The 25,340-nt window shown below is 65.7% G+C and carries 23 protein-coding genes; 16 read left to right on the top strand and 7 right to left on the bottom strand.

The annotated features are described in order from the left end of the window. Positions 1-14 precede the first annotated feature (14 nt). From GGD66_RS05465 to fabZ, 13 genes are all read left to right on the top strand, one after another. A complete protein-coding gene (locus tag GGD66_RS05465; RefSeq protein ID WP_183257041.1) occupies positions 15-542 on the top strand; it encodes a DUF2846 domain-containing protein in 528 nt (175 codons plus the stop codon). Between the two features lie 142 nt (positions 543-684). Beyond that, entirely contained in the window at positions 685-3,228 is a 2,544-nt protein-coding gene (locus GGD66_RS05460) for a caspase domain-containing protein (protein WP_183257040.1), read from the top strand. A gap of 221 nt (positions 3,229-3,449) precedes the next feature. Next, entirely contained in the window at positions 3,450-4,445 is a 996-nt protein-coding gene (locus GGD66_RS05455) for a 30S ribosomal protein S2 (protein ID WP_018320203.1), read from the top strand. Between the two features lie 132 nt (positions 4,446-4,577). Next, on the top strand, positions 4,578-5,501 hold the full coding sequence (tsf, locus tag GGD66_RS05450; protein WP_018320204.1) for a translation elongation factor Ts: 924 nt from the start codon (positions 4,578-4,580) through the stop codon (positions 5,499-5,501). 60 nt (positions 5,502-5,561) lie between these two features. Continuing rightward, entirely contained in the window at positions 5,562-6,278 is a 717-nt protein-coding gene (pyrH, locus tag GGD66_RS05445; protein ID WP_026202317.1) for a UMP kinase, read from the top strand. A 70-nt stretch (positions 6,279-6,348) separates the two neighbouring features. Beyond that, positions 6,349-6,912, top strand: a complete 564-nt coding sequence (gene frr, locus GGD66_RS05440; RefSeq protein ID WP_026202318.1) for a ribosome recycling factor — start codon at positions 6,349-6,351, stop codon at positions 6,910-6,912. Between the two features lie 100 nt (positions 6,913-7,012). Next, on the top strand, positions 7,013-7,771 hold the full coding sequence (locus tag GGD66_RS05435; protein ID WP_018320207.1) for an isoprenyl transferase: 759 nt from the start codon (positions 7,013-7,015) through the stop codon (positions 7,769-7,771). Continuing rightward, positions 7,768-8,610 (top strand): phosphatidate cytidylyltransferase, encoded by an 843-nt coding sequence (locus GGD66_RS05430; RefSeq protein WP_183257039.1) that lies wholly within the window; start codon positions 7,768-7,770, stop codon positions 8,608-8,610. The genes GGD66_RS05435 and GGD66_RS05430 overlap by 4 nt, the downstream gene beginning before the upstream one ends. 4 nt (positions 8,611-8,614) lie before the next feature. Then, entirely contained in the window at positions 8,615-9,838 is a 1,224-nt protein-coding gene (gene dxr, locus GGD66_RS05425; protein ID WP_183257038.1) for a 1-deoxy-D-xylulose-5-phosphate reductoisomerase, read from the top strand. A 44-nt stretch (positions 9,839-9,882) separates the two neighbouring features. Next, complete coding sequence (gene rseP / locus GGD66_RS05420) at positions 9,883-11,034, top strand: RIP metalloprotease RseP (RefSeq protein ID WP_038949774.1); 1,152 nt, start codon at positions 9,883-9,885, stop codon at positions 11,032-11,034. Positions 11,035-11,211: 177 nt separating this feature from the next. After that, positions 11,212-13,749: an outer membrane protein assembly factor BamA gene (bamA, locus tag GGD66_RS05415; RefSeq protein WP_018320211.1), complete on the top strand. Its 2,538-nt coding sequence runs from the start codon at positions 11,212-11,214 to the stop codon at positions 13,747-13,749. Between the two features lie 125 nt (positions 13,750-13,874). Then, positions 13,875-14,942 carry a UDP-3-O-(3-hydroxymyristoyl)glucosamine N-acyltransferase gene (gene lpxD, locus GGD66_RS05410; protein ID WP_092257194.1) on the top strand — a complete coding sequence of 356 codons (1,068 nt, stop codon included), beginning with the start codon at positions 13,875-13,877 and terminating at the stop codon, positions 14,940-14,942. After that, the gene (gene fabZ / locus GGD66_RS05405; RefSeq protein WP_091965774.1) at positions 14,939-15,400 is read left to right on the top strand and encodes a 3-hydroxyacyl-ACP dehydratase FabZ; all 462 of its coding nucleotides are present in this window, start codon (positions 14,939-14,941) and stop codon (positions 15,398-15,400) included. The genes lpxD and fabZ overlap by 4 nt, the downstream gene beginning before the upstream one ends. A gap of 30 nt (positions 15,401-15,430) precedes the next feature. Here the strand turns inward: fabZ and GGD66_RS05400 are convergent, their stop codons facing one another. Then, on the bottom strand, positions 15,431-15,754 hold the full coding sequence (locus tag GGD66_RS05400) for a KTSC domain-containing protein (RefSeq protein ID WP_092257190.1): 324 nt from the start codon (positions 15,752-15,754) through the stop codon (positions 15,431-15,433). Positions 15,755-15,928: 174 nt separating this feature from the next. Here GGD66_RS05400 and lpxA point away from each other — a divergent pair, with 174 nt between their 5' ends. The 3 genes from lpxA to lpxB are packed head-to-tail and all read left to right on the top strand — an operon-like array spanning position 15,929 to position 18,772. Next, on the top strand, positions 15,929-16,720 hold the full coding sequence (gene lpxA / locus GGD66_RS05395) for an acyl-ACP--UDP-N-acetylglucosamine O-acyltransferase (protein WP_018320215.1): 792 nt from the start codon (positions 15,929-15,931) through the stop codon (positions 16,718-16,720). 19 nt (positions 16,721-16,739) lie between these two features. Beyond that, positions 16,740-17,597, top strand: coding sequence for an LpxI family protein (locus GGD66_RS05390; RefSeq protein WP_049814974.1), 858 nt, complete (start codon positions 16,740-16,742; stop codon positions 17,595-17,597). After that, positions 17,594-18,772: a lipid-A-disaccharide synthase gene (gene lpxB / locus GGD66_RS05385; RefSeq protein WP_092257185.1), complete on the top strand. Its 1,179-nt coding sequence runs from the start codon at positions 17,594-17,596 to the stop codon at positions 18,770-18,772. The genes GGD66_RS05390 and lpxB overlap by 4 nt, the downstream gene beginning before the upstream one ends. Before the next feature lie 137 nt (positions 18,773-18,909). Here the strand turns inward: lpxB and GGD66_RS05380 are convergent, their stop codons facing one another. From GGD66_RS05380 to GGD66_RS05355, 6 genes are all read right to left on the bottom strand, one after another. Continuing rightward, positions 18,910-19,677, bottom strand: a complete 768-nt coding sequence (locus GGD66_RS05380; RefSeq protein ID WP_183257037.1) for an SDR family NAD(P)-dependent oxidoreductase — start codon at positions 19,675-19,677, stop codon at positions 18,910-18,912. Further along, the gene (locus tag GGD66_RS05375) at positions 19,674-20,783 is read right to left on the bottom strand and encodes an ABC transporter ATP-binding protein (protein ID WP_183257036.1); all 1,110 of its coding nucleotides are present in this window, start codon (positions 20,781-20,783) and stop codon (positions 19,674-19,676) included. Before GGD66_RS05375 ends, GGD66_RS05380 begins: the two co-directional genes overlap by 4 nt. A 10-nt stretch (positions 20,784-20,793) precedes the next feature. Further along, complete coding sequence (locus GGD66_RS05370) at positions 20,794-21,651, bottom strand: carbohydrate ABC transporter permease (protein WP_177237139.1); 858 nt, start codon at positions 21,649-21,651, stop codon at positions 20,794-20,796. After that, positions 21,644-22,492, bottom strand: coding sequence for a carbohydrate ABC transporter permease (locus tag GGD66_RS05365; RefSeq protein ID WP_085964149.1), 849 nt, complete (start codon positions 22,490-22,492; stop codon positions 21,644-21,646). Before GGD66_RS05365 ends, GGD66_RS05370 begins: the two co-directional genes overlap by 8 nt. 71 nt (positions 22,493-22,563) lie before the next feature. Beyond that, positions 22,564-23,850, bottom strand: a complete 1,287-nt coding sequence (locus GGD66_RS05360; protein WP_092257175.1) for an ABC transporter substrate-binding protein — start codon at positions 23,848-23,850, stop codon at positions 22,564-22,566. Between the two features lie 57 nt (positions 23,851-23,907). Beyond that, positions 23,908-25,086, bottom strand: coding sequence for an ROK family transcriptional regulator (locus GGD66_RS05355; protein ID WP_183257159.1), 1,179 nt, complete (start codon positions 25,084-25,086; stop codon positions 23,908-23,910). Positions 25,087-25,340: the final 254 nt, after the last annotated feature.

The following is a 25,340-nucleotide window of genomic DNA, read 5'->3' as shown; positions in this document are numbered from 1 at the left end:
GACTGGGGTGTGCGATGCTGCGACGGGGCGCGTTGTTGTTGGCCGTTGGTGTGATGCTGGTGGGCTGTGTCAGCGATCAGGTCGGGACCGACTTTGCCTCTGTGTCAAGAAAGGTCGGGCCTCCGCGCGCCGGACACTCGCGCGTCGTCCTGCTCCAGGACAAGAGGAATGGCCTCAGCATGGCGATCTGCGCCTGCGAGGTGAAGCTCGACGGTGCTGCACTCGGCAAAATCGTCGCCGGGAAATATGCCTATGCCGATCGTCCCGCGGGTCGCCATGAATTGCTGGTGACGGAGCTGATGTTTCCGGGCGACACCAGGCGCGAGATCGTGATGGAAGCCGGCCGGACGCATTTCTATCTCATCAAGAGCAGCCCCAGGCACGACGCCGCGACGGGCGGCGCGGTCCTCGGCGGCCTGGTCGGGCTTGCGGCTGTTTCCATCGCGACGGCAGGAGAGGCGAATCCCGGGCCGGCCGAACTCATTGCGCTGGACGAGGCGACCGCGCGAACGAAGCTCGCCGAGCTGCAAGCTGTGGAGTAAGGTGAGGCTGACCTGAAGCGGACGCCAGCAGCGGCGTGGCCACGCCACTGCCTCAATCCGAGCTTTTCGTTCAACCGCCGTTCAGCCGGCTGCGCGCCTCATGCGTGGTGGCACCTCAACTACAGTAGCGGGCAAGCAAGCCATGCGTGGGACGTTCCGAGTCTTCATTTGCCTTCTCCTGCCGATCGTGGCCCTTGCCGCTGGCACGCCGGGAGCAGCAAACGCGCAGCAGCAGGAGAAGCGCATCGCGCTCGTGGTTGGCAACGGCGCCTATGCCAAGTCGCCGCTGGCAACGACTGCGAACGACGCCGGCCTGATCGCGCAGACGCTGCAGGCGGCCGGCTTCGACGTCGTCGGTGCCCGAGATCTCGACGGCGACACGCTGCGCAAGAGTTTTCGCGACTTCATCCAGAAGGCCCAGGCCTCGGGGCCGGGCACGGTCGCGATGATCTATCTCGGCGGCTACGGCGTGCAGCTTGCCGGCGAGAACTATTTCATCCCGGTCGATTCCAACATCACCCGCGACACCGACGTTCCGACCGAGGCCTTGCGGATCAGCGACTATGTGCGCCAGCTCGCCTCGATCCCGCTCAAGGCCAACATCGTCGTGCTCGACGCGGCCCGCGCGCAGCCCTTCATCGAGGGCGGCCAGCCGATCGCGAGCGGTCTGGCGCTGGTCGAGCCGGAGCCGAACATGCTGATCGCGTTCAACGCCGCGCCCGGCACGGTCGCGCCGGAGGAGCCGGGGCCCTACGGCATCTACGCCCAGTCGCTGGCCGAGATGATCCGGACCGGCGGCCTGCCGCTGCCTGAGGTGTTCGACCGCGTTCGCCTGCGCGTCAACGAGGCCTCCAAGGGCGCGCAGGTACCTTGGAACGAGCAGAAGATCTCGGCGCCATTCTCGTTCTTCGAGCGCGGGCCTGACGCGCCGCCGCCGGAGGCCGCGCCCGACCAGGTCGCCGCGATCCGGAGCAAACCGATCCGCGACCTCGGCGTGCGGGATGCCTATGCCGCCGCGCTCGAGCGCGACACGCTGCCGGCCTATGAGGAGTTTCTCGCCGCCTATCCCGGTGATCCCTTGGCGAAGCGCGTGATGGCGATCGTCGCGGCGCGCCGCGAAGCGATCACCTGGCGACGCACTTACCGGAACGACACGCCGGAAGCCTATTGGTCGTATCTGCGCCGCTATCCGCGCGGGCCGCATGCGGCGGACGCGCGCCGGCGCCTCGCGATCCTCACGGCGCCGGCCGAGCCGCCGCCGAGCTTTGCGATGATCGACTACGACGTGCCGCCACCGCCGCCGGAGGAGGTGGTCTATGTCGACCGTCCGGTGCTGTATTTCAGCGATCCCGATTTCGGCTTCGCGCCGCCACCGCCGCCTCCGGTCTATTATCTGCCGCCGCCGCCGCCGGATTTCGTCGTGTTGCCGCCGCCGCTGCCCGTGGTCGGCCTGTTCGTGCTGCCGCAGCCGGTGTTCGTGCCGATCCCGGTGTTCGTCAGGCCGCCGGTCTATGTCGCGCCGCCGCCGAACAACATCATCTACCAGAACATCCATAATACGACGGTGATCAACACCGTGATCAACCGCCTGCCGGTACCAGCACCGGCTACCGGGGCAGGGGCCGGACCGGGCAATCTGGCGCCAGCGATTGCCGGCCGTGCCAACCCAGCCGGGCCTGCCGTTCCGCAGGCGGTCGTGCAGCGCGCCGCGCTGATCCAGCAGGGCAAGGCGCCGATGCCGCCAAGCGCGACGATCCAGCCGACGGCGAGGCCCGGCGCGCCTCCGGTGACGCCGACCACGGCAGTCGCGCCGACCGCAGCGCCAACGGCTGCGCCGCAGACGGCGCCGACACTTGCTCCGCAGACCAGGCTGCCCCAGGCCAACACGCTGCCAGTTCCTGGTGCCCATGGCGGCCCGCCGCCACCGCCAGCGGGGGCAGGGGCTCTGCCGGGCGGAGGGCCCGTGCCGCCGACGGCGACCGCACCCGGTGCGACACCGCCGGCTCGTCCGGAGGCGCCGACCACAGCTGCTCCCGGCACAGCGGCCGGTCCCGGCACAACACTGCCTGCTCATTCCAATGCGCCAACGGCTGCCGCGCCGGCAACCGCTGCGCCCGCCGTGACCAACCCGACTGCTGTGCCCGGCCAGCCCGCCAGGCCGCCGGTGGCACAGACGCCACCCGGCACCGGGCCTGCGGATCGCGCCAAGTCTGCGACGCGTGAGCCTGCTGGCTCGCCGCCCGCCGCTGCAGGCGCGCCGGCGACGCCTCCGGCCGCGGCCGGGAGGCCGATCGCGCCGCCGCCTTCAGCGGCACGTGAGCCGATCAGGCCGCAGCATCTGCCATCTGCGGCCCCGCCGCAGGCGGCCAGGCCGGCTGCACCGCCGCCGCAGGCCGTAGCGCGGCCCACGCCACCACCCCCGCCGCGAGTGTCGGCGCCGCCACCGAGGATGGCCGCACCTCCGCCGCCACGCCCGGCTCCTCCGGTTGCCGTCGCGCGGCCGGCGCCTCCGCCCATGGCGCGGCCCGCTCCACCGCCGCCGGTGGCCCGACCGGCACCCCCGCCGCCGCCGCGTATGGCCGTTGCGCCACCACCCCCACCGCGCCCGGCCGCGCCGCCTCCGCCGCGTTCCGCACCTCCGCCGCCGGCGGCCAAGAAGTGCCCGCCGAACCAGCCCAGATGCTAGTCGGGCGCTAGGCAGCGGCCCGGTCTCCAGGGAAAGGGCCTCTCGCGGGCGAAAACCGCCTCTGAACGGCCCTTATTTCCTTGCTTCTGGCCGAAATGGCGCTATATAGCGCGCCATCTCACACGGAAACATGGCTCACAAGGCCGTCCGGTGGCAACCGGGGCGAGGACGCTCCGTTTTGCTCACACGTTTCCGGAGGAACCAACCGGAGAATTAGAACGATGGCGCTACCCGATTTCACCATGCGTCAGCTGCTTGAAGCTGGCGTGCACTTTGGTCACCAGTCTCACCGCTGGAATCCGAAAATGGCTCCGTTCATTTTCGGCGCTCGCAACAACATTCACATCGTCGACCTCGCGCAGACCGTGCCGATGCTGCACAACGCCTTGCAGGCGGTCAGCGACACCGTCGCAAAGGGCGGCCGCATCCTGTTCGTCGGCACCAAGCGCCAGGCACAGGACGGCGTCGCGGACGCTGCCAAGCGCTGCGCGCAGTATTTCGTCAATTCGCGCTGGCTCGGCGGCACGCTGACCAACTGGAAGACGATCTCGGCCTCGATCAAGCGTCTGCGTCACCTCGACGACGTGCTCTCGGGCGGCGATGCCAGCTCCTACACCAAGAAGGAGCGCCTGACGCTTCAGCGCGAGCGCGACAAGCTCGACCGCTCGCTCGGCGGCATCAAGGACATGGGCGGTCTGCCCGACCTGATCTTCGTGATCGACACCAACAAGGAAGACATCGCGATCCAGGAAGCCCAGCGGCTCAACATCCCGGTCGCTGCGATCGTCGACACCAATTCGGACCCGAAGGGCATCACCTATGTGGTGCCGGGCAATGACGACGCCGGTCGTGCGATCGCGCTCTATTGCGACCTGATCGCGCGTGCCGCGATCGACGGCATCTCCCGCGCCCAGGGCGATTCGGGTATCGACGTCGGCGCCTCGGCCCGTCCGCTCGCTGAAGAGCTGCCGGCGGCTTCGTCGAGCGGCTTCCAGGGCCTCGCAGGTCCGCGCGGCACCGCCGACGACCTCAAGAAGCTCCCGGGCGTGTCGGGTGCGATCGAGAAGAAGTTCAACGACCTCGGCATCTTCCACTTCTGGCAGCTCGCCGAGCTCGATCACGACACCGCGCACACGATCGGCGAAGAAGTCGGTCTGCCGAGCCGTGCGGACGCCTGGGTGGCCAAGGCCAAGGCGCTGACCGCGGAAGCGGAATAGTCAAGAGAGCGATGGGTTGGCCGGACAAGATCCGGCCACCATTTCAGTTGACGCGAATCCCTGAGATGGACCGCGGCGGGGCGCTTCGATGCCACGCCGCGGCGAACCAGCAGGCACAAAGGATTTTCAACGATGGCAACGATCACAGCTGCGATGGTCAAGGACCTGCGCGAGTCGACTGGCGCGGGCATGATGGACTGCAAGGCCGCGCTGACCGAAAACGACGGTAACATGGAAGCGGCGCAGGATTGGCTGCGCAAGAAGGGCCTGTCCAAGGCCGCCAAGAAGTCGGGCCGCGTCGCGGCCGAGGGCCTGATCGGCGCCCTGACCAAGGGCACCAAGGGTGTCGTGGTCGAGGTCAACTCCGAGACCGACTTCGTCGCGCGCAATGGCCAGTTCCAGGGCCTCGTCAAGATGGTCGCCCAGGTCGCATTCGACGCCGGCTCCGATGTCGAGAAGATCAAGGCCGCCAAGGTCGGCGACGTCACCGTCGAAGCCGCCATCAATGACGCGATCGCCACCATCGGCGAGAACATGACGCTGCGCCGCGCAGCTTCGCTCGAAGTGAGCCAGGGCGTGGTGTCGAACTACGTCCACGGCGCGGTCGTCGAGGGCGCCGGCAAGATGGGCGTGATCGTGGCGCTGGAATCGCCCGGCAAGGCCGATGAGCTCGCAACGCTCGGCCGCCAGATCGCGATGCACATTGCCGCCGCGAATCCGCTGGCGCTCGATCCGTCCGGCCTCGATCCGGCGGTCGTCAAGCGCGAGAAGGACGTGCTCGCCGACAAATATCGCCAGCAGGGCAAGCCCGAGAACGTGATCGAGAAGATCGTCGAGTCCGGCCTCAAGACCTACTACAAGGAAGTCTGCCTGCTCGAGCAGGCCTTCATCCACGACACCGGCAAGTCGGTGGCGCAGGCGTTGAAGGAAGCCGAAGGCAAGGTCGGCGGCGCTGTGAAGATCGCCGGCTTTGTGCGCTATGCTCTCGGTGAGGGAATCGAGAAGCAGGAAAGCGACTTCGCGGCCGAGGTCGCTGCGGCCAGCGGCAAGAAGTAAGCGCCGGAACGTTCCTTCCGGCGTGCCGCCGGAAGCGGCGCTCGGACAAGGAAAGTGCTCATGTCTGATCCGGTCTATCGTCGCGTCGTGATCAAGCTGTCCGGCGAATATCTCGCGGGACAGCAAGGCTTTGGCATCGATCAGCCGACCGTCGACCGGGTTGCGGACGATCTGATCGCGGCCCGCAAGCTCGGCACCGAGGTTGCAGTCGTGATCGGCGGCGGCAACATCGTGCGCGGCGTCGAGGTCTCCTCCCGCGGTGTGTCGCGCCCGACCGGCGATACCATGGGCATGCTCGCCACCATGATGAACTGCCTCGCGCTGGAAGCGGCGATCGAGCGCAAGGGCACGCCGGCGCGCACGCTGTCGGCCTTCGTCATGCCCGAGATTTCCGAGCTGTTCACCCGCACTGCGGCGCACAAATATCTCGCGGAGGGCCGGATCGTGCTGCTCGGCGGCGGAACCGGCAATCCGTTCTTCACCACCGATACGACCGCGGTGCTGCGCGCCGCCGAAATCGGCGCCCAGGCGGTGCTGAAGGCGACCAATGTCGACGGTGTCTACTCGGCCGATCCGAAGAAGGATCCGTCCGCCACGCGGTTTGACCGGCTGACCCATTCGCAGGCGATCGAGGGCGGCTACAAGGTGATGGATGCGACCGCCTTCGCGCTTGCCCGCGAGACGTCTCTGCCTATCATCGTATTCTCGATCGCGGAGCCGGGTTCGATCGGCGCGATTCTACGTGGCGTCGGCCACGGAACCATTGTCGCCGGCTGACCGCTCATCCGTCGCGCGCCTTTAGGGAAGGTCGCGGGAGCGGTCGCCGGGATCTTGAAGGAGAAACGTGATGCCCACCGGTACTTTCGACCTCAACGAAGTGAAGCGCCGCATGCAGGGCGCCGTCCAGTCCCTCAAGCACGAGCTCGGCGGCCTGCGGACGGGGCGCGCCTCCGCCTCGATGCTCGATCCGGTGCAGGTCGATGCCTATGGCAGCCACATGCCGCTCAATCAGCTCGCCACCGTCAGCGTGCCGGAGCCCCGCCTGATCTCGGTGCAGGTCTGGGACAAGTCGATGGTCAAGGCGGTGGAGAAGGCGATCGTCGATTCCAACCTCGGCCTGTCGCCCGCGACCGAAGGCCAGGTGCTGCGCCTGCGCATCCCCGAGCTGAACGAGGAACGACGCAAGGAACTGGTGAAGGTCGCGCATAAATATGCGGAAGCCGCCAAGGTCGCCGCGCGCCACGTCCGCCGCGATGGCCTCGACGTGCTCAAGAAGCTCGAGAAGAATCACGAAATGTCCGAGGACGACCAGAAGCGCCACGCCGACGAGGTGCAGAAGGCGACTGACGGTACGATCACCGAAATCGACCAGTTGCTGGCCGCCAAGGAAAAAGAAATCCTCACCGTCTGAAGCGCGATGAATGTCATCGCGCTTCAGGTTATTGTAAGCGCATGATCTTTTCGGAAAACCGCTTCGCACTTTTCCGGATCATGCTTTAAGGCCACCTTCAATGTCGAACGCCGCCGCGCCCGCAACGGAAGGACCCGATCGGTCCGAGGCGCCCGCGCATGTCGCCATCATCATGGATGGCAACGGGCGTTGGGCGGCCGCGCGCGGTCTGCCGCGTGCGGAAGGGCATCGCCGCGGCGTCGAGGCCTTGCGTCGCGTCGTGCGTGCCTCGCACGAGCTCGGCATCCGCTACCTCACCATCTTCTCCTTCTCGTCGGAGAACTGGTCGCGTCCAGCGAGCGAGATCGGCGATCTCTTCGGTCTGCTCCGCCGCTTCATCCGCAACGATCTCGCCAGCCTGCATCGCGACGGCGTCAAGGTCCGCATCATCGGCGAACGCGATGGGCTGGAGAGCGACATCTGCGCGCTGCTCAACGAGGCCGAGGAGCTGACGCGCGACAACACGCGCCTCACACTCGTCGTCGCCTTCAATTACGGCTCGCGGCAGGAGATCGCGAAGGCGGCGCAGAAGCTGGCGCGCGAGGTCGCGGAAGGTAAGCGCGATCCTGCCACGATCGACGCCGAAACGCTGGGCGCGCATCTCGATGCGCCCGACATTCCCGATCCCGATCTCATCATCCGCACCAGCGGCGAGCAGCGCCTGTCCAACTTCCTGATGTGGCAGGCCGCCTATAGCGAGCTCGTGTTCGTGCCGATCCACTGGCCCGATTTCGACAAGGCGGCGCTGGAAAGCGCGATCGCCGAATTCGCCAGGCGCGAGCGCCGTTTCGGCGGCCTGGTCGCGAAAACCGCCTCGTGAGCGAACAAGACGCCGCACCGGTGGGCGCCAAGCCTGCCCCGAACAATCTGGTGATGCGGGTCCTCGCAGCGCTGGTGCTGGCGCCGCTGACCATCGCGGTCGCTTATGCCGGCGGCTGGCTGTGGGCGCTGCTCGTCACCCTGGTGTCGATCGGGCTGTTCGCGGAATGGCTGACGGTGGTGGGCGCGGGCTCGGCCGCGCTGACCGGGGCGGGGACGATCGTCATCGCGATGATGGGGGCCGCCGTCGCTTTTGGCGGGCTGAAGACCTCAATCATCGTCGGCCTCGTCGGCGGCGCGATCGTGACGCTGATCGCGCGCGGCAAGTTCCTCTGGGCGGCGACCGGATTCGCTTATGCAGCGGCAGCGCTGCTGGCCTCGATCCTGGTGCGGAAGGATCTCCTCAACGGCTTCTCTGCGCTGATGTTCGTGCTGCTGGTGGTTTGGGCGACCGATATCGGCGGCTATTTTGCCGGTCGCAGCATTGGCGGGCCGAAGCTCTGGCCGCGGGTGAGCCCGAAAAAGACCTGGTCCGGGGCGCTGGGCGGCTTCGCCGCAAGCCTTCTGGTTGCGGTGGGCTTTGCGACTTGCGGGTTCGGAAAGATGGGACCATTGCTGCTCGTCAGCGCCATCCTTTCGGTGGTGTCGGCACTGGGCGATCTGTTCGAATCCGCGGTGAAGCGGCGCTTCGGTGTCAAGGATTCCAGTCACTTAATTCCCGGCCATGGCGGGCTTATGGACCGCCTGGACGGTTTTGTCGCCGCCATCCTGGCGGCATGGATTATCGGCTTTCTCCGCCATGGTGTGCATAGCGCCGGAAGCGGTCTTATGGTTTGGTGAGGATATGAGCGCGGTTCCATTGCGTAATAACAAGGCTGCGGCGTCCAGCGTCCGCAGCGTCACGGTTCTCGGCGCCACCGGCTCGATCGGCGACAGCACGATGGATCTGCTGCGCGCCTCGCCCGAGCGCTATCGCGTCGAGGCGCTGACGGCGAACGGCAATGTCGAAGCGCTGGCCAAGCTCGCCAAGGAATTCTCCGCGCGCTACGTCGCGATCGCCGACACCTCCAAGCTCACCGAGCTCAAGGCCGCGCTCGCCGGGACCAGCACCGAATGCGGCGCCGGCGAAAGCGCGGTGATCGAAGCCGGCGCGCGTCCGGCCGATTGGGTGATGGCGGCCGTGAGCGGCGCTGCCGGATTGAAGCCCGCGCTGGCGGCGGTCGATCGCGGTGCGCATGTTGCGCTGGCCAACAAGGAATGTCTGGTCTGCGCCGGCGATTTCTTCATGCAGCGTGCGGCCAAGGCCGGCGCCTGCATCCTGCCGGCCGATTCCGAGCACAATGCGCTGTTTCAGGCGCTTGCCTCGGGCAATCGGGACGAACTCGTCCGTGTCATCATCACCGCGTCGGGCGGCCCGTTCCGCACCTGGAAGCCGGCCGACATCGAGCAGGCGACGCTCGAGCAGGCCCTGAAGCACCCGAACTGGAGCATGGGCCAGAAGATCACCATCGATTCCGCCTCGATGATGAACAAGGGGCTCGAGGTGATCGAAGCGTCGTACCTGTTCGCGCTGTCGCCTGACGAGATCGACGTCCTCGTGCATCCGCAGTCGATCATTCACGGCATGGTCGAGTTCTCCGACCGTTCGGTGATGGCCCAACTCGGCGCGCCCGACATGCGCACCCCCATCGCGCACTGCCTGGGCTGGCCCGACCGCATCAAGGGGCCGGCGGCCAAGCTGGACCTCGCCAAGATCGGCCAGCTGACCTTCGAGGCGCCCGATTTCGAGCGCTTCCCCGGACTACGGCTGGCTTTCGACTCGCTCCGGACCGGGAAGGGGGCGACCACCGTCTACAACGCGGCCAATGAGGTCGCGGTCGCCGCGTTCATCGCCGGCAAGATCCGGTTCGGCGCGATCGCCCGGCTGGTGGAGGCAACACTGGACGACTGGATCCGCAGCGGGAACCAAGCGCCCCTGACGTCCGCCGATGATGCAATCTCTGTTGACCATGTTGCTCGAAATAGAGCTGCCGCCCTATTGCCTCAAATTGCCTTAAAGGCATCCTAGATGGTTCGGGGCCAGGGCCTTGCGGCGCTGGATGAGGGAATTCGATGATCGACTTTTTTGTCCATAGTTTCAATACGTTGAGCCATGGGCTCCTCGGCTACGCGGTTCCCTTCCTGTTTGTCCTGACGATCGTCGTGTTCTTCCATGAACTCGGCCATTTCCTGGTCGCGCGCTGGGCGGGCGTTCGCGTGTTGACCTTCTCGCTCGGCTTCGGACCTGAGCTGGTCGGTTTCAATGACCGCCACGGCACCCGCTGGAAGATCTCGGCCATCCCGCTCGGCGGCTACGTCAAGTTCTTCGGCGACGAGAGCGAGGCCTCGACCCCTTCGGCTCAGACGCTCGCGGCCATGACGACCGAGGAGCGCGCCGGCAGCTTCCACCACAAGAAGGTCGGCCCGCGCGCGGCCATCGTCGCGGCCGGACCCATCGCCAATTTCATCCTGGGCGCGCTGATCTTCGCGGGCATGGCGCTGTATTACGGCAAGCCGAGCACGATCGCGCGGGTCGATGGCGTCGTCGCGGATGGCGCCGCGGCCGCGGCCGGCTTCAAGATCGGGGACGTCGTCGTCCAGATCGACGGCAAGCCGATCGAGAGCTTTGCCGACATGCAGCGAATCGTTGCGATGAATGCAGGTTCGGCGCTTGCCTTCCAGGTGAAGCGGGACGGCGCCATCGTCTCGCTGACCGCAACGCCGGCGCTGCTCGAGCGCAAGGATCCGTTCGGCAACAGCCACCGTCTCGGCGTGCTCGGCGTCGAGCACAAATCGCAGGCCGGCGAGGCCTCGACCGCCCCGGTGGGCATCGGTGAGGCGCTCAAGATCGGGGTCGAGCAGGTCTGGTTCATCATCACCAGCACCTTCAAGTTCCTGGGCTCTCTGTTCGTCGGAAACGGCAATCCCAACGAGGTCAGCGGCGTCCTGGGCATCGCGAAGATGTCGGGGCAGGCGGCCAGCGCCGGGTTCCAGTTCGTGATCAATCTGTGCGCGGTGCTGTCGGTGTCGATCGGCCTGCTGAACCTGTTCCCGATCCCGCTGCTCGATGGCGGTCACCTGATGTTCTATGCGGCGGAGGTCGTCCGCGGCCGGCCCCTGTCCGAGCGGACTCAGGAGATGGGGTTCCGAATCGGGCTCGGTTTGGTGCTGATGTTGATGGTGTTTGCGACCTATAACGACATCCTGCGGATGGCGGCCTCTTGATGGAGGCTTTTTTGTGGCGTTGCTGATGAGCAACGTCTTGGAATGAAATTGAAATTACGGCGCTTTCGGCCGTTTGCGGCGTCGGTGAAATTGGCTACAAGCGGCCTGAACTTGGGGAATCTTCCAGACCGGCGTTGGGGTTGGGTCTGGCTCGGAATGATAAGGGCGCGTTGCGCGATGAAGTTTGGACTGCGACTCCGGGGGGGCTTGCTCGCAACCCTGATCATGTTCGGCGCGCCGGTGATTGCCCCGGTCGGGGCTGTTTTTGTGTCTTCGTCTGCGCTCGCTCAGACCGTGCAGTCGATTTCCGTCGAAGGAAATCGCCGGGTCGAGGTGGAGACGATCCGCTCCTATTTCAAGCCGGGTCCGGGCGGCCGCCTGGATCAAGGCGCCATCGACGACGGCCTCAAGGCCCTGATCGAGACCGGCCTGTTCCAGGACGTGAGAATCAACCGCGGCGGCGGCGGTCAGATCGTCGTCTCCGTGGTGGAAAACCCGGTGATCGGCCGCATCGCCTTCGAGGGCAACAAGAAGATCAAGGACGAGCAGCTCACCACTGAGGTCCAGTCCAAGGCGCGCGGCACCTTCTCCCGCGCCATGGTGCAGTCCGACACGCTGCGAATCGCTGAAATCTACCGCCGGTCCGGCCGCTACGACGTGCGCGTCACGCCCGAGGTCATCGAGCAGCCGAACAACCGCGTCGACCTCATCTTCACGATCGAGGAGGGCGCCAAGACTGGCGTCAAGTCGATCGAGTTCATCGGCAATGTCGCATTCTCGTCCTATCGTCTCAGGGACGTCATCAAGACCCGCGAATCGAACCTGCTGAGCTTCCTGGCCAGCGGTGACATCTATGATCCCGACCGCGTCGAAGCCGACCGCGACCTGATCCGCCGCTTCTATCTCAAGAACGGTTTCGCAGACGTCCAGGTGGTGGCCGCGCTCACCGAATACGATCCGGAGAAGAAGGGCTTCAACGTCACCTTCAAGATCGAGGAAGGATCGCAGTACCGCGTCGGCGCGATCGACTTCCGCTCCAGCATTCCGAACTTCGATCCCTCGTCGATGCGTGCCTATTCGCGCGTCAATGTCGGCTCGCTCTACAACGTCGAATCGGTCGAGAAGTCGGTCGAGGAGATGCAGATCGAGGCCTCGCGCCGCGGCTATGCCTTCGCCGTGGTCCGGCCCGGCGGCGACCGCAATTTCGAGGCGCACACCGTTTCCGTCGTGTTCAACATCGACGAAGGTCCGCGCACCTATATCGAGCGCATCAACCTGCGCGGCAACACGCGTACCCGCGATTACGTGATCCGCCGCGAGTTCGATATCTCCGAGGGCGACGCCTACAACCGCGCCCTGGTCGACCGTGCCGAGCGGCGCCTGAAGAACCTCGACTATTTCAAGAGCGTGAAGATCACGACGGAGCCCGGCTCGTCGAGCGATCGCGTCGTCCTGATCGTCGACATGGAAGAGAAATCGACCGGCGACTTCTCGATCTCGGGCGGTTACTCCACCACCGACGGCGCGCTGGCCGAAGTCTCGATCTCCGAGCGCAACCTGCTTGGCCGCGGTCTGTTCGCCAAGGCGTCGGTGACCTATGGCCAATACGCACGCGGCTACTCGCTGTCGTTCGTCGAGCCGTATCTGCTCGACTACCGCGTCGCGCTCGGCCTCGACCTCTATCAGCGCCAGCAGCTGTCCAACAGCTACATCTCCTACGGCACCAAGACGCTCGGCTTCTCGCCGCGCCTCGGCTTCTCCTTGCGTGAAGATCTGGCGCTCCAGCTGCGCTACTCGATCTACCAGCAGGAAATCACCCTGCCGAACTACTTGGCGAACTGTAACAACGTTGCCGGCTCCGCGGCATTCAATCCAAGCCCGGCTTACGCCGCCGCTAACGGTATCAGTCTTGTCTCCACCAACGGCCTCGGCTGCTACAGTGACGGTGAAGCCTCGCTGCCGGTGCGCAAGGAGCTTGCCAACGGCAAGACTTTGACCTCGGCGCTCGGCTACACGCTGACCTACAACACGCTGGACAACAACAAGAACCCCACCGACGGTCTGCTCATCGACTTCCGTCAGGATTTCGCCGGCGTCGGCGGCGACGTCTCCTACATGAAGTCGGTCATCGATGCGAAGTACTACACTCCGCTGGTGTCGGACATCGTCGGCCTCGTCCGCCTGCAGAGCGGCATGCTGAACAAGATGGGCAGCGATTTGCGCATGCTCGATCACTTCCAGATGGGTTCGAACCTCGTCCGCGGCTTTGCCCCGAACGGCATCGGCCCGCGCGATTTGAACCCCTTCGGTACGCAGGACGCCCTCGGCGGCACCAAGTACTGGGGCGCTTCGCTCGAATTGCAGATGCCGTTCTGGTTCCTGCCGAAGGAAGTGGGTCTGAAGGGTGCGGTTTATGCCGATGCCGGCGGCCTCTACGACTACCAAGGACCAACCAGCTGGGCGTTTAACGGCGTCTCAGGCACCAACGAAGTCAATGCACCGGGTTGTATCCCGTCGTCGATCAATCCATCGAGCGCCGGCACCTGTACCGGCCTCGTGTATGACGACAGCAAGGTGGTCCGCTCGTCGGTTGGTGTCGGCCTGATCTGGCAGTCGCCGTTCGGTCCGCTGCGCTTCGACTACGCCGTGCCGCTCAGCAAGGGCAAGTACGATCGCACGCAGGAGTTCCGGTTCGGCGGCGGCACCACGTTCTAATTCGATCAGCACGGCACGATCCGGATCACTGGAACCGGTTTCCGAAAGGGATCGTGCCGATCCAAGAGATGGAGCATGATGCGGCTCGACCGCTTCATGCCGAAGCCGGACCGCGACGGGGTGGAATGGCGCAGCCGACCTTCTTCACAAAGCCGCCTGCCTCAACGCTGGCTGACATTGCCACGCTGACCAAGGCGCAGCTGGTCGATCCCGCCAGGGGCGGCCACATCATCACGGGCCTCGCTTCGCTTGACGAAGCGGGCCCGATGCATCTGGCGTTCTTCGACAACCTCAAATACGCCGATGAGCTCAAGGCGACCAAGGCCGGCGCTTGCCTGGTGAGCCCGCGCTTCGAGCCCCAGGTGCCCGCGCACGTGGCCGTGCTGCGGGCGGCGCAGCCGTTCCGGGCCTTTGTCAGGATCGCGCGGGAATGGCACGGCGAAGCGCTGAGGCCGCAATCCTGGGTCGGCAATGACGGCATCGCGCCGTCGGCGATCATCGATCCCTCGGCCCGGCTCGAGGACGGCGTGATCGTCGATCCCCTGGCCGTGATCGGCCCGGATGTGGAGATCGGCAGCGGCACGGTGGTCGGCGTCGGGGCGGTGATCGGGCCCGGCGTCAAGATCGGCCGGGACTGCAATGTCGGCGCGCGCACCGCGATCCAGTGCGCCCTGATCGGCAACAATGTGCTGATCCATCCCGGTTGCTCGATCGGCCAGGACGGCTACGGCTTCATCTTCTTCGGCCCCGAGGGCCATCTGAAGGTGCCCCAGACCGGGCGGGTGCTGATTCAGAACGACGTCGAGGTCGGCGCCGGGACCACGATCGACCGCGGCAGCTTGCGCGACACCGTGATCGGCGAGGGGACGAAAATCGACAATCAGGTCCAGATCGGTCACAATGTCACGATCGGACGGCACTGCCTGTTGGCTGCCCAGATCGGGCTCGCCGGCAGCCTGTCCATTGGCGACAACGTGGCACTCGGAGCGAAGGTTGGCATCAACAACCACCTCAAGATCGGGGACGGGGCCCAGGTGACCGCGATGAGCGGCGTCAAGGACGACATCCCGCCGGGCGGACGCTGGGGTGGCTTTTTCGCCAAGCCAACCAAACAATGGTTCAAGGAGATCATCGCGGTGGAGCGCTTGGTACGCGACAGCAGGGCTGATCCGAAGGATGAGGGACGGGAATGACGGAGGAATCACCTGTTAAGTTCGAGCTGGTGGACATCAATGCCATCCTCCAGACGCTGCCGCACCGCTTTCCGATGCTGCTGATCGACCGCGTGATCAACATCCGCGCCGACTATAGCGGCATCGGCATCAAGAACGTCACCTTCAACGAGCCGGCCTTCCAGGGGCATTTCCCGGAGCGCCCGGTCTATCCCGGCGTCATGATGATCGAGGCGATGGCGCAGACCGCGGGCGTGATCGGCATCAAGTCCGTCGAAGGGACCGAGAAGCCGCGGGCGGTCTATTTCCTCACCATCGACAAGTGCAAATTCCGCAAGCCCGTGCTGCCCGGCGATACCATCGAGTATCACATGCGCTCGGTGGGCCGCCGCAAGGCCATGTGGTGGTTTCACGGCGACGCCAAGGTCAACGGGCAGGTGGTTGCGGAAGCCGACGTCGGCGCCATGCTGACGGACTGAGCGGCACGCGGGCCGCGCTGGACGGATTCCTCACGCGCCGCAATCGTAGCGGCCGCCGGGTGCCTCGCGCTTAATGTTTTGGTTGAAGAACTGGCCCATTGACGGTGCGCCCAGGAGACGGTCGGCTGTCTCGGCCGCGACGCCGCAATAGCGCGTATAGCTGCCGCCAGTCGCGACGACGAGGTCGCGCTGCGTACGGTCGTAGCAGACACGCTGAAGCACCGTGCTGCGGTTGATGTCGCGGCATTCGAATGTCGCGAGGTCGATAGGGTGGCGTTCGCCGGTCTCGACCGTCTCGGACACGATCGGTGCGGCCGCGAGCTGTGCGAGCAGAAGTGCCAGGGCCCTGACCATGAAAGCTGAAGCTCCGCATGAAGTTGTTGAGGAGCCGGGAAGGCACCTCATCCGGTACTTGAAACAGGCAGAGATGATACGTCACTGGACAGATCGGGCATAGTCGCGCTAACCACCGGAAAACTGAGCGACTTCAACGCATAACCAGACCTTCTTGACGAGTAAGATTGCTTGATGAGCAAGATTGATCCCACCGCACGGGTCGAGGACGGCGCCGTGATCGGCGAGGGCACCGAGATCGGGCCGTATTGCATCATCGGCTCAAATGTCGTGATCGGCGCGAACTGCAAGCTGATTGGGCATGTGCATATCACCGCGCAGACGACCATCGGCGACGATTGCACCATCTATCCTTTTGCCTCCCTGGGCACGCCACCGCAGTCGCTGAGCTACCGGGGCGAGCTGACGAAGCTCCGAATCGGATCGGGCTGCACCATACGGGAGTCCGTGACGATGAACGCCGGCACGGTCGCCGGCGGTGGTATCACCACGGTCGGCGATCGCGGCTACTTCATGAATTGCAGCCACGTCGGCCATGACTGCCATGTGGGCAACGACGTGATCTTCGCGACCTCGGCGACGCTCGGCGGTCACGCCGAGATCGGCGATTTCGTCTTCATCGGCGGCCTCTCCGCAGTGCACCAGTTTACCCGCATCGGACCGCAGGTCATGGTCGGCGGCGTGTGCGGCGTGCGCGACGACATCATCCCGTTTGGGCTGGTCAATGGCCAATATGCGGCGCTGGAAGGCCTCAACCTGATCGGCATGAAGCGGCGCAAGTTCACCAAGCAGCGACTGGCGACGGTGCGCGGGTTCTATCAAAAGCTCTTCCACGGCCCCGGTACCTTCGCCGAGCGGCTGGAATCGGCGCGCCCGCTCGCGGGCGAAGATCCGGCGATCGCCGAAATCCTCGACTTCATCGGCAAGGGCAAGCGCCCGCTCTGTCTTCCCGCCATTGCGAAGTGATTTCGGGATGGCCGCGGACATGACATCGGCGGCGTCGGACATCTCATCGCCGGTCGGCATCGTCGCCGGCGGAGGCGCGATGCCGTTTGCGGTTGCCGACTCGCTTGCCGCCCGCGGCATCACGCCGGTGCTGTTTCCGCTGCGCGGGGCCTGCGATCCCGCGCGGGTTGAGAAATTCCGCCATCGCTGGATCTCGGTCGGCCAGCTCGGTCGCGCAATGCGGCTGTTCCGCGAGGAGGGCTGCCGCGACCTGATCTTCATCGGCACATTGGTGCGGCCCTCGCTCTCCGAGATCCGGTTCGACGTCAAGACGATGCGGCTGCTCGGCAATGTCATCCGCGCATTTCGCGGCGGCGACGATCATCTCTTGTCCGGCGTCGGCCGCATCCTCGAGCAGGACGGCTTTCGCATGGTCGGCATCAAGGACCTCGCACCCGATCTCCTGATGCCCGAAGGCTGCATCAGTCGCGCCTGGCCCAGCGATACCAGCAAGACCGACATCGCGCGCGGCCGCGCGGTGCTGACCGCGCTCGGCCCGTTCGACATCGGCCAGGCTGCGGTGGTGATCGACGGCCATGTGGTGGCGGTCGAGGACATCGAGGGCACCGACGCGCTGCTCGCGCGCGTCGCGCGGCTGCGCGAGGAGGGACGCATTCGCGCGGCCGCCGGCCGCGGCGTTCTGGTGAAGGCGCCGAAGAGCGGCCAGGATCTGCGCTTCGACCTGCCGACGATCGGCCCGCGCACCATCGAGGGCGTCGCGGCGGCCGGCCTTGCGGGCCTCGCCGTCATCGCCGGCAACACCATCGCCGCCGAGCCGCAGGCGATGATCGGCCTCGCGGACGCCAAATATCTCTTCGTCATCGGACTGCCGGCGTGATGCAGTCGCGCGATCCCAAGCGCAAGATCTTCCTGATCGCCACGGAGGAGTCCGGCGACCGGCTCGGCAGTGCCTTGATGAAGGTGCTGCGCCAGCGCCTCGGCGACGGCGTGCAGTTTGTCGGCATCGGCGGCCGTACCATGGCGCGCGAGGGGCTGGAATCGCTGTTTCCGATCGAGGAGCTGTCGATCGTCGGCTTCGCCGCGGTGGTGCAGCAATTGCCGAAAATTCTGCGGCTGATCCGCGAGACGGCCGACGCCGTGGCCGAGGCGGCGCCAGACGCGCTCGTCATCATCGACAGTCCCGACTTCACCCATCGCGTCGCCCGCAGCGTGCGCGCGAAGAATCCTGAGATCCCGGTTGTCGATTACGTCTCGCCGCAGCTCTGGGCGTGGCGGCCGGGGCGGGCGCGGACCATGCTCGGATATGTCGACCATGTGCTCGGTCTGCTGCCGTTCGAACCCGAGGAATACCGCAAGCTCGGCGGACCGCCATGCAGCTATGTCGGCCATCCCCTCATCGAGCAATTGGCCTCGCTGCGGCCGAACGCAGAGGAGCAGGCACGCCGCGACAGTGAGCCGCCGGTGCTGCTGGTGCTGCCCGGCAGCCGCCGCAGCGAGGTCAGGCACCATCTCGACGTGTTTGGCCGGGTCCTCGGCCGCTTGCAGGCGGAAGGCCGTGCCTTCGAATTGATACTGCCGACGATGCCGCATCTGGAAGCCACCATCCGCGAGGGCATCGCGAGCTGGCCGGTCAAGCCAAGGGTTGTGACCGGCGAGAACGAGAAGCGCGCCGTGTTCCGGATCGCGCGTGCGGCGCTGGCCAAGTCCGGTACGGTGACGCTGGAGCTCGCACTGTCGGGTATTCCGATGGTGACAGCCTACCGCGTCGGTGCAATCGAGGCCTTCATCCTGCGCCGCGCGATCCGCGTCTCCTCGGTGATCCTCGCCAATCTCGTGATCGGCAGGGATGTGATTCCGGAGTATCTGCAGGAGGAGTGCACGCCGGAGAAACTGGCGCCGGCGCTCGCCGAGGTGCTGACGGATTCGCCGCTGCGCAAGCAGCAGGTCGAGGCCTTTGCCCAGCTCGATCAGATCATGTCGACCGGCAACAAGTCACCGAGCGTGCTTGCGGCCGACATCGTGCTGGCAACGATGCGCAAGGGCAGGCGGTAACGGAGGTCTCGCAGGGTGGGCAAAGGCGCGTCGCGCCGTGCCCACGATTCGTCGCGATGAGAAGAATTCGTGGGCACGCTTCGCTTTGCCCACCCTACGAGACCGTGAACGTTGCGCCATTGTGGCCGGATCAAGTTCTACGCAAGTCCTGCATCCACCCGAAAACACTGGCTGGTGATGCGCTGGCTTTCGTCGGAGGCGAGGAACAGCGCCATATTGGCGACGTCCTCGGGCGTCACTGCGTCTGGTACGGCCTGCCGCGAGCGCATCTCGACGATGACCTGCTCGTCCGGATACCACAGCCGGCGCTGGCGCTCGGTGATCACCATGCCCGGTGCAATCGCATTGACGCGGATGCGGTCGGGGCCGACCAGCCGGGCGAGCGAGTTGGTGAAACCGACGATCGCCGCCTTTGCCCCGGCGTAGACCGGCAGCCCCGGCGCCCCGCGCATCCAGGCGATCGACGACATGTTGATGATCGAGCCGCCGCCGCGCGCCTGCATCTGCGGCACCACCGCTTGCGCGGCAAAGAAGACGTGCTTGAGATTGACGCCGATCATCCAGTCGAACTCTGCCGGCGTCACCTCGGCCAGCACCTGGCGTTGATCATTGGCGGCGTTGTTGACGAGCACTGCGGCATCCCCGAGCGATCGCTGCACCTGTGCCATGGCGGCGCGCAAGGCCTCGATGTCCAGGAGGTCGCATGGCAAGAACAAGGGCGCGGTTTCGGACGCAGCGCTCACCTCCGCGACCAGCGCCCCGCCGGCTTCTTCATCCACATCGAGGAACGCAACGCGCGCTCCGTGCGCCACGAAGGCGCGCACGAAGGCGGCCCCGATGCCGCTGGCGCCGCCGGTGATCAGTACGACGCGGTCCGCAAGTCCGGCATAGCTCGTCTTTGTCATGCGATCAGTCGCTCCGTCTCGGGGTCGAACAGGCAGATGCGGCGCGTATCGAGCGCAAAGGGGGCCGCCGTCCCCGGCGGGGGGCGCATGTCCGGCGTGATGCGCGCCAGCGCGGACTCGCCGCCGAGCCGCAGCAGCACGATGGTTTCGGCGCCGGTGGGCTCGACCATCTCCACCGGCGCGTGGACGACGATGGGGGCGCCGCCGGAGAACACGCGGTTGCCCTCCGCGATGCATTCCGGCCGGATCCCGAACACCACCGCGCGGCCGAGATAAGGTGCCGCGGCATCGTATCCCTGCAGACGAAGGCGAACTTCGTCCGGCCGCCCCGCGCCAATCACGACCACAGGACCACCGGCGTCAGCCTCGAGCCGCGCCGGCATGGTGTTCATCGGCGGCGAGCCCATGAAGCGTGCGACGAACAGATTGGCGGGATAGCGGTACACGGTATCGGGATCGGCAAACTGCTGCACCACGCCGCGATGCATCACGGCGATCCGGGTCGCCATCGTCATCGCCTCGATCTGGTCATGGGTGACATAGATGATGGTCGCGCCGATGCGCTGGTGCAGCCGCTTGATCTCCATCCGCATCTCGACGCGCAGTTTTGCGTCGAGATTGGACAGCGGCTCGTCGAACAGGAAGAGCAGGGGATCGCGCACCAGCGCACGGCCCATCGCCACCCGCTGGCGCTGGCCGCCGGAGAGCTGCGATGGCTTGCGGCCGAGCAGTGCCTCGATCTGGAGAAGTTTCGCGACATTCGCGACCGCAGCGTCTTGCTCCGCTTTGGGTACTTGACGGCATTCCATGCCGAAGGTGATGTTCTGACGCACGGTCATCGACGGGTAGAGCGCATAAGACTGGAACACCATGGCGATGTCCCGATCCTTGGGTGGGACGTCATTGACCACGCGTCCGCCGATCTCGACGGTCCCTGCGCTCGGATGATCGAGCCCGGCGACGATGTTGAGTAGCGTGGACTTACCGCAGCCGGATGGCCCGACCAGCACCGTGAACTCGCCGCTTTCGATGTCGAGATCCACGCCCTTCAGCACCTCCAGATTGGCGTAGCGCTTCGACAGGGTTCGAATGCTCAGTGCTGCCATGACAACTCCATCATTTCACGGCCCCGGCAGTCAGGCCGCGGACAAAGTATTTGCCACCAAGGAGATAGATCAACAGCGTCGGGAGCGCCGCGATGATCACCGCGGCGCTCTGCACGCCGTGCTGCGGGATGTCTGCGACTGCAGCGGACAGCGCGATGAGAGCGGCCGTGACGGGCTGCTGCTGGCCGCTCGTGAACGTCACGCCATAGAGGAACTCGTTCCAGATATGCGTGAACTGCCAGATCACGGTTACGATCAGGATCGGCGGCGAGAGCGGCAGGATGATGCGCCAGAAGATGCGGAAGAACCCGGCGCCGTCGATGCGCGCGGCCCTGATCAATTCATGGGGGATGGCGACATAATAGTTGCGGCAGAACAGCGTGGTGAAGGAGAGCCCCTGGATCGTGTGAATCAGCACGAGGCCCGCCAGGGTGTTGATGAGACCGATGTCGCGCAGCACGATGGTCCAGGGCAGCAGGCGCATCTGCTGGGGAAGGAACAGGCCGAGGGTCACGATGCCGTAGATCCAGGTGTCGCCGCGAAAACGCCAGAGCGACACGGCGTAGCCGGCGACGGCACCGAGCATGGTCGAGAAGATCGTCGCAGGAATCGTGACGAGGGCGGAGTTCAGCATGTACGGCCGGATGCCGGCGCAGGTCTCGGCGACGCAGAAGCCGCTCCAGGCAGCCAGGTAGTTGCTCCAGGCCCAGTGCTGCGGCCAGCCGATCATCGAGCCCTGCGCGATTTCCTCGTTGCTGCGGAGCGAGTTCAGCACGACAACAGCCAATGGCGCGAGCCATGCCGCAGCGATCAGCAGGACGATGAGGTAGATCAAGATCCGGCTTGGTGCGAAGGTCCGCTCACGCATGGGCGGCCCGCCGTCGCTGAACATATCGCCACGCCGCATACGGCAGCAGCACCGCGAGAAGAATGAGCAGCATGAGAACCGCCGCCGCCGCGCCCCGGCCGAGCAGGCTGCGCTGGAACATCAGGTCGTAGACGACGAGTGCCGGCAGCTGGGTCGCGATTCCCGGCCCGCCATTGGTGAGCGCGCGGACGAGGTCGAACGTCGAAATCGCGAACTGCAACTGGATCACGACGACGGTGATGGTGATCGGCCAAAGCGACGGCAGAATGATGCGCCGGTAAATTCGGATCGGTCCCGCGCCGTCGATCTGCGCGGCCTTGATGATGTCGGTGTCGACGGAGCGAAGGCCGGCAAGGAACAGCGCCATGGCGAAGCCCGAGGATTGCCAGATCGCGGCGATCACGATGGTCCAGATCGCCATGTCGCGGTCGATCAGCCAGTCGAACTTGAAGGAGGTCCAGCCGAGGTCGTGGACGAGCTTCTGGATTCCAAGGCCAGGATTGAGCAGCCAGCTCCAGACCGTGCCGGTGACCACGAACGACACCGCAAGGGGATAGAGGAAGATGGATCGCAGCAGGTTCTCGCCGCGAATGCGCTGATCCAGCAGGATCGCAAGAGCGAGGCCGGTCACCAAGCTCAGCAGCACGAAAGCGCTGCCAAACAGCAGCAGATTGTCGAAGGCGATCTGCCAATTCCGCGACGCCGCGACCGCCGAGTAGTTGCGCAGCCCCACCCAGCCCGAGACGGGGATCAGCGTCGATGGCGTGAACGAGATCCAGATCGTCCACAGCGAGAACGAGACGAGGTGCGCGGCGGACAGCAGCAGCGGCACCCAGATCATCAGATATTCGGGCAGCCGGCGCACCCATTCGGGAAGCGCCGGCCGGCCCGGTCTTATCGCGGCGGCATTGGTCAACGCGCGCCCTCGACGGCCTCGGCGAGGCGGGTGGCCGCCTGCTCGGGCTTGATCGTCTTGTTCTTCACGTACTCCGTGATCACGTCGATCATCGCCGCGGTCATCCCGTTCTCCTGCGCCATGTTGTGCGCAAGGCTCAGGACCGCCTGGTTGCTGGCGATGGCGTCCTTCAGGGCTGCCGCGGTCCGCCGTTGACCGTCCGACCAGCCTTCGCCGGACAAATCGACGTCGGTGCGCACGGGGATCGATCCCGTGATCTGCGAATACATGGTCTGGATCGCCGGATCCATGACGAGCTGGGCCATCAGGGTCTGGCCGGCCTGCAGGTCGGGCTCCTTGCGCTGCCAGAAGATGAAGGCATCGGCGTTCAACAGGAACACCGGCTTGCTATTGTCGCTCGGGCCGGGCGCGATCATGAAGTCCTCGAACTTGAAACCGGCATTGCGCAATACGCCCTGCGCCCAGCCGCCCATGATCATCATGCCCATGTCGCCGTCGATAAAGCGCTTGAGGTTGGTCGAGAAGTGCTGGGCGCCGACATTGGGGTCCATCCAGTCGGCGATCTTGCGCACCTGCGCGAACGCAGCCTTGATCTCGGGGCCCTCCAGGGCTTTCTTCTCGAGATTCATGATGGCGGCGCGGTATGCGAGGGGACTAATGCCGGCCAGGGCGGCCTCGAATTTTTGCCCGTCGTCGGGGCGGGTGCCGCCGTTGGCGACGGGATAGGGGACGCCGCCCGCTTTCATCTTGTCGGCGAGGTCGTTGAAGTCAGCCCAGGTGACGGGGACCTTGTCGGCCTTGGCCTTGTCCATCGCGCGTTTGGAGAGAAACAGCATGTTGGTGCTGTAGATCTGCAACGGCAGTGCGATCCATTTGCCGCCCGGCTTGTGCAATTTCGCAAGGTCCGGCGCGACAACTTTCTCATAGCCGGCGGCCGCGACCACGGCGTCGAGATCGACAGTCGGGGCAATCTTCGACCAGGCTGCGATCTCGGGACCCTTGAGCTGCGAGCAGGCCGGCGGATCGCCGGCCATGATCTGAGCCCGCAGCTTGTTCATCATCTCGGTGGTGAAACCGGGGACGGGCGAGTGCTGCCAGACGCCGCCTTTCTCCTCGAACTTCTTGCCGAGCGCGGTGATGGCCGCCCCGTCGCTGCCCGCGGACCATTGTGAGATCGCGGTCAGGCGCGGCTTGACCGCGCCTTGCGCGCGGGCAAAGGCGGGCAGCGCGAGCGCGGCAGCGGATCCAGCGAGCAGACGGCGCCTTGTTGTCGTGATCGGCATGGCAGTTCCTCCCGGTGTGAACTCTCTTGCGCGCGAGCCGCGCAGCTTCAGGCCATCTCAGGCGGCCTCCGTCGACGCGGCCGGCATGCCGCCGCGGCAGGCGAGGCAGAACGCGGCGAAGGCCAGCGCGGCCCTGGGATCATTGCCGTTCGACGGCGGCACGAAAGCCAGCGACACCTGCGCATGCTTGCGGCCGCCGAGCAGGCAGGCATCGACGCCGTCGACCAGCGCTTTCCGATCGCCTTCCGCAAGGAGCGAAGGCCAGCCGGAGATGGCGACGCCGTGACAGGGCTTGACGTTCAGCGTGTTGCCGATCGCGAGCCCAAGGCGATACAGGCGATGCCGCAGCTCCTGGCGCACGCGCGAGGAGATCGGGATCGCGCTGACCCAATCACTGCCGAGCTGGAGCAACTCCGGCTCGGGCACGCCGAGAAGCTCGGCCAGCGCCGGAAGCGAGGTATAGGCCTCGACGCAGCCGACGTGGCCGCAGCGACAGAGCGGCCCGCCTTCGCCAAACACCATGTGACCGAGCTCGATCGGCTGGAGCGTGTCGGTCTCGACGGGATCATCCATCCAGGCGCCCGCAACGCCATGGCTGACAAACACGAACAGGTGCGTGTCATTGAACGGATAGTTTTCCGTGCGACAGCGATGGAATGTGGCGTGCGCCACGACCGAATTGGTGAATTCGACGGACACGTCGGCGAACATCTCGCCGAACATGTCGCTGATGCGCCCGACGTCACAGGGAATGATGGGATTACCCGCGGCGCTGAGCCGGCCGAGGCCCGGAATGGAGACGCCGACCTGCGAAAGGACGACGCGGCGGCGCCGCGTCCAGTCGCGCAACAATGTCATCGCTTCGCGAAAGGCCCGGCCGACGGTCTCGACGGTCGGCGTCTTCGGCAGCGGTACGCGCTCGGTGTAGTGCAGCTCGCCCGACAGGCCGCCGACGCCGACGCTGAGGTGCTGAGCGGTCAGCTCGAAGGCTGCGAGGGCGACCGCTCCATCCAGCGACACGAGGCCGGTCGGGCCGCCGACGTAAGGGGCAGGGCGCCGTACTTCCTCGATCAGGCCTTCGGCCTTCAGGTCAAGCAGGATGCGCGACAGGCTCGCTTCGGACAGGCGCACGGCCTTGGCCAGCGGCGGGCGAAACGAGCCGCCCGACTGAAGCAGATAGGTCAAAATGGCAGCGCGCGTCTGCCGCCGACTTCTCGGCTGCTCCGGCATTTCCATCCCTGTCGTCATTCTTACTTAGTGTAAGAATTTGCGCGCGGAGCGCTCTGACTGTCAAGGCGTTTGCAGCCGTAAGCGTCGACTTGTTGTTGTGCGCGGCAGCAAGAATGTCACGGCTCGATTGGTCTCGTAGGGTGGGCAAAGCGAAGCGTGCCCACGACTTCGTATCTGTTGCGCTTTGCCCACCCTACGGCACCGCCACAAACAAAAACGGCGCCATCCTGCGATGGCGCCGCTTCGAAAGCCGTATCGGC

Source organism: Bradyrhizobium sp. CIR48, from assembly GCF_014198315.1.
Taxonomy (GTDB): Bacteria; Pseudomonadota; Alphaproteobacteria; order Rhizobiales; family Xanthobacteraceae; genus Bradyrhizobium.
The sequence above is the reverse complement of the archived record's forward strand: the minus strand, read 5'-3'. Positions and strand labels throughout refer to the sequence as shown.